The 5319-nt window shown below is 48.8% G+C and carries 4 protein-coding genes; 1 reads left to right on the forward strand and 3 read right to left on the reverse strand.

Annotated features, from left to right (window positions below; genetic code table 11):
* Positions 1–239, forward strand: a 239-nt coding sequence (locus ABW391_RS28410; protein ID WP_353485288.1) for a hypothetical protein, incomplete at its 5' end; no start/stop codon positions are given.
* A 69-nt stretch (positions 240–308) separates the two neighbouring features.
* On the opposite strand, the gene ABW391_RS28415 is transcribed toward ABW391_RS28410, so the two are convergent.
* The 3 genes from ABW391_RS28415 to ABW391_RS28425 are packed head-to-tail and all read right to left on the reverse strand — an operon-like array spanning position 309 to position 5242.
* Positions 309–1376, reverse strand: a complete 1068-nt coding sequence (locus ABW391_RS28415) for a DUF8189 domain-containing protein (protein WP_353485289.1) — start codon at positions 1374–1376, stop codon at positions 309–311.
* Between the two features lie 3 nt (positions 1377–1379).
* A complete protein-coding gene (locus ABW391_RS28420) occupies positions 1380–3584 on the reverse strand; it encodes an RICIN domain-containing protein (protein WP_353485290.1) in 2205 nt (734 codons plus the stop codon).
* 26 nt (positions 3585–3610) lie between these two features.
* Positions 3611–5242, reverse strand: coding sequence for a right-handed parallel beta-helix repeat-containing protein (locus ABW391_RS28425; RefSeq protein ID WP_353485291.1), 1632 nt, complete (start codon positions 5240–5242; stop codon positions 3611–3613).
* Between the last annotated feature and the right edge of the window lie 77 nt (positions 5243–5319).

The raw sequence follows: 5319 nt of genomic DNA on the forward strand, positions 1-5319 counted from the left end.
TTTCCCGCCTTCGGCGTGATGGCACAAAGTCCCCAAGAAACTCTTTTGGGCTCAATCAATTTTGGGTCTTAAACCCTTCGTGTCTAAAAAGCTTTGCCGCAGGCAAAGCAAAATCCGTTTTAATCCGCCCAAATCCGCGTCATCCGTTCTCCCATCCTGTCACTTTTAGCAAAAAGAGGCGAAGCCTCAAAAAGCCTGCAGTGCTAAAACGTCGTGCTCGTCGTGGTTACAAAAAATAGCAGCGAAGCTGCGAAAAATGTCAATATTACTTCTTATTACTCTCTGCTACAGCCCAATCCAAAATGCCCTCAATATCCCCATTTCTGGCCATCCCAGGGTAGATGATAAAACTGCCGATCGCCACCCAGTACAATCACATCCAGACGCTCGGGCCCCCAGGAGGCAACCGATAGCCCTCCCAACATGTATCCGCCCAGATTTTGGATGTTGATTGCGCCCTCTGAGGTAGTTTGACGATAACCTAAAGAACCGTTCAATGCGGTGTAAAACAAATCGACTTCTCCTTCTTTTCGGCTGATGGCCTGGAGCGCTGAGCCTGCTTTGACCGGAATTTTTAATTCGTACCATTGGCTCCATCCCGTGGGATAGAAGTGCAAACCCCAAATTTTTCCATCCATTCCCGGAGCAAAGAGGTTAATTCGGTTGACATCAGAACAAACCGCGGTGAAGCGGCCTTCCGTCAAACCGCCCAGGTTTTCCCATGTGCCCCAGCCATTCTCGTAATATAGGTGCTCCATTCTTTGGCTAACCTGGGCAAAAATGTCCAAACGGCCTGGCCCCCAGGAAGTAACCCGGACGAAACCGTCATCGATGGGCAATTTGCCATTGCGCAGTTCCTCCCAGGTGCCCCAGCCATTGTCCCACCAAGTGTGTTTGAGTCCTCCCCCTTCGGTTATGGCAAAAATGTCGAGGCGATTCGGTGCCCAGCTAAGCAGCTCAATTTCTCCCTCCAGGTCACCACCTCCGCGGTGATCCCAAGCGCTCCATTTTTTTCCATCCCAATATGTATGGTACAGGTGGCCTTCCAGGGTAGTGAATGCATCCATACGTCCTGGTTCCCAAGAAATAACTTTGAGTCGCCCCCTATCATTCCCATCACCGTGTGGCCAGCCCATGAGTTCCCATTCAGACCAGGTGCTGTTTTGCCAACGGCGGCAATAAATTTTCTCGCCAGCATCCCAAAATACAGCCAATTGATCCGGGCCATATGCCAAGGTGATTGGGAATTTTTGCCCAGGGCCACCGGCCAGGTTGCCCCATTGGGGATTGGCGGCGGATTGTTGGGTTTGTTGAGCTTGTGCAACCGAAGCGCCAAGCAGCAAGAAAAACAAGCTTAAATATACGGTGTAGCGCATGATTTATTGATTGACGGGCAATTTGGAAATATTCAAGCGGGTGAGACTGATCACTTCTCCTGCTTCCGAAAACTCTTCACTGTAATCGTATTTGGGCAAATCATTGAGGTAAAACCGTTTGTAACAAAGCCTGCGACTGGTTTTGCCGGTTTCACACTTTTTGGTGTTGTCCAGGTAGCGGAAGGTGAAATGGTCGTCGTCTCCATCACCGTAAGCGTAATCGGGATTGGCATCTTTTTCAAACAGGGCAAAATAAATGTCGATGTAACTGCCGTCGGCGGTACCGGGAGGGAAAATGAATTTTACATTGCTGCCGGGCACGATGGAGTTCCCTTTGTTGTCGAGGTCTACACTTTGTTCGCCCGGCAAGTCCAGGAGGATGTTTTGGCCTCGCTCGGCGGGTACTTCTGCATTGTTGCTCTGGTAGGCCATGACCCAAACTTTGCCATACATATCCAGATCACCTCCTTCGGGGCTGCCTTTCAGCATCAGGCCATTGATTTCGACGGCCGCTCCCGAAGCCTTTACCGCAGGCAGTGTGCAGGTTTGTTTGATGAATTCGTCGGTGGCGGTATTGTAACTCACGATCCAGTTGTCTCGCGTAGTGGCGATGGTGTACCGAATGGGCTGGCTGGTGTGGTAGCTCATGCTGCTTTCAATACTTTGCACCCGGTTTTTCAGATCACTCAGACTGTAGGCTGAGACCACATCCCGAGATTGGCCCCCCACTACAAACATTTTAATGGTCATTTCCTGGTTCAGTTCCCGGCTCATCATGTCCAAATCCACGTTGCCCCCAGCAACAAAAGCCTCTACCTTCAGCTTTAACTTGTTTGCAATCACTTCCAGCGATTCTTTTATTTCCACACTGGCCAGGATGCGCAATCCATAGTCCGCTTTTTTCAAATACACCAGGTTGGGATCTTGATTCAGGGCATCATCCGTAAAAAAACCACCTTGTGGGGCATTGGCCTCAATGGTAAACATGATTTTGGTGATGTCAATCAGCAAGTAAGTGCTTTTTGAGCCGCGTTGAAAATTGAAGAGATTGTCGATGCTGTAGGTCAGGTAATGCGCACCAGCTCCGATTTGGAGTTGAAAATCAGCCTCGTTGTGCACTTCTTTGATGGTGGCATTGTAAGTCAGGTTGGTTTGTTTTTTCTCTTCGCTCGAAAATTGGCCGTACAGATTGGCAATGGCTTGTTGGAGGTTCGGCTTGGTCGGGTTTTGCACGTCTTGGGTCACTGTTCCTCCGGCGATAACATTTTTAACATCCGCAGAAAGAATCATGGGTTTCAGGGCATCCGTTTGCCGTTTCCAGGAGCCACTCAAATAGTCCAGGATATTGAATACGGAGCCGGGCACTACTTCTCCAACTTGTGAAGCAATGTCTGCAGTCATGAAAGAATTATCGTCCAGGCTGATGCGGATGATCGAGGATTCACAATCCACATCCGAGGAGGGGGCAGGTTTTTGACTGGTGATGCGGGCTTTGTTGGTTTTGGCTGCCATGTTTCCAGCCAGTGGTGGGGCAATTTGGTAGCGAGAAGTCAGGGTAACCCCATCCGAAGTTCGGCGGGTTTTTTCATAAGTACGGGTAATCGCAGGGCTTACTTTTTCCAGTTGATCTTTGTTGACCTTAAATCCTGATTCAGCGAGCTCCAGGGCAAAAATTGCCCCTCCTCCGGTGTATTGCACCACCGCAATGCCATTGGCGGCCTGCTCGTTTCCGCCGTACAGGTGCCAGTATTTTTGGGATTGTTCGCAACGGATGTTGAAGCCATTGCCATTGGCGACAAGCGAAAAATGCAAGTTTGCCTGATTGACATAATCCCATTGGATGATGGGGGCATTGTTGTCCCAGGATTGTCCGGCTACATTCAGGTAGCGGTTGCTGTGCATGGCCTTGAGGGTGAACACATTGTTGCCGATGTTTTTGAGTTCAAATTTGTGGTTCGCTGCATTCACAAAATCCCATTGAATCAATGCCGCGCCATTGTTGGGGTCAATGCCCGCTACACCAAGGTATTTGCCCGTATTGAGCACTTTGAGGTAATACACGCCATCAGTGATGCTCTGCCGCTTCAGCATAGCGGTAGTATTGCTTTGTAGGGTTTGGATTTTGACGGGTTGTGCATTCACAACAAGTTGGCTGAGGGATAAGCAAAGCAGTAGGCTTATCCAAAGCTGAACGATTGGATTTCTCATGGTGTTGCAATAAAGTTTTAGGTGATTTATGGTTTTACAAAAAGCGCACTTGTGCCATAAAAATGAAGGATGTAGGTGCCAGCAGGTAAGTCGGCAACAGACCATTGTTGCACATTTTCACCCGCACCCAGGTTCATGTTTTTGCTTTTGAGCAACTGGCCATTGCTGGAAAGGATATTCAGGTTGGCATTGAGTTTTTGTTCAGTTTCCAGGGCAAAAAAGAGGATTTCGCTCTGGACTGGATTTTGTTTGATGCGGAGTTGTAGCCCAGTTTTGGCGGGAGTGGATTTTACCCCCGAAACCACACCAAACTCATCGGCACCAATATCTGGATTGAGGTCTCGCAAACCCGCGTCCACATCGTGCGTAATCATCGGAATCGGAATGGCTTTCCCGATACATGGGCTGCCTGAAACCAAATGGCCTTTGGGATCAATTTTGGGATCTACTTCCAGACTTTTTTGATCGGTACCATTTTGTGTTTTCCATTGGGCGAGGGTGAGGTCTTCCCAAGTGAGGGCGTTACTGATAAAAACGGATTTGCCGCCATTGCGGAAATACACATTGTTGTCGATGACATTGGTTTTGGAACCCGCATCCTCTCGAATCCGCAACATGGGCAGATTTTGATTAGAAGTTTGGACAAAAAGGTTGTTCTGAATTTTGGCATTGATGTTGCCCGGATGTGCCGACTTGGTATTGCTCAACCAAACATCGCCCACATTAAAAAAAAGAGTGGCCATTTCGTTTTGTCCCGTATTGACCACGGTATTGTGGTAAATCTGGGCATTTTTGGCCCCCCACAGGCCAATGCCAGCGTGCTTGGTATTCATGATCAGGTTGTTGATCATGATGCCGTCCAGGTTTTCATAATATTCGGGATTGGATTGGGTGTCAAACCATTCCTCGTCGGTGTAAAAACCGAGATAAATCCCCCCTTCGCCACAATTGGTGATGGTATTGCCCTCGATGCGGCAATTGCGTGCACCGCCCTTGGCATAAATCCCGGTGGTGGCAATATCGTGAATTTTACAGCCTTTGACCAGCATATCAGGCGCGTTGACATTGTCGATGCCTTCGGCGTTGAAATCCAGTTGTGCCCCAGGGCCTTTGCCGCTGTTGTAAATTTCACAGTTGAGGATTTTGATGCCTCTGCACGCTGGGGTGAGTTTGATGGCATCCCGCCCTGTATCGTGGATGATGCAATTGCGTACGGTAATGTTGCTGGTGCCGCGGCGTTTGGAAAAAGGTATGGAATTGTCCCAGTCCCAATTGCTTTCAAATTTGAGTCCGTAATAATACCCCCCTACGATTTCCAGGCGTTCGAGCAGGCCTCCATCGGTCTCAGGCTCGTTGTACCAAAGGCAAGAGCTAATGTCTTCCACATTGGTCACCGCCGAAATGATGGCCCATTCATTGGCATAGGAACGAATGGTCAGGTTGCTTTTGTTGACGCGGATTTCGTTGGAGGTGTATTTGCCGCCCCGCAATTCAATGATGCTACCCGGTGTAGCGAGGGCAATGGCTTTGACGAGGGTTTTTAAGGGGGCCGCCAAAGTGCCAGGATTGTTGTCATTGCCCGTTGTTGCCACATAAAAAGTAGCGGCATTGAGCGCTAAGGGCAAGAAGAAGAACCAAAAAATCAGGATATGTTTCATGTTTATTGACTGTTTTTTAGTGCTTAGGGGCGATAAAAAAATAAGTGATCATTTTGCCAGAGGATTAGATAAGTAAA

The sequence above is a fragment of the Haliscomenobacter sp. genome, assembly GCF_040403615.1.
Classification (GTDB): domain Bacteria; phylum Bacteroidota; class Bacteroidia; order Chitinophagales; family Saprospiraceae; genus Haliscomenobacter.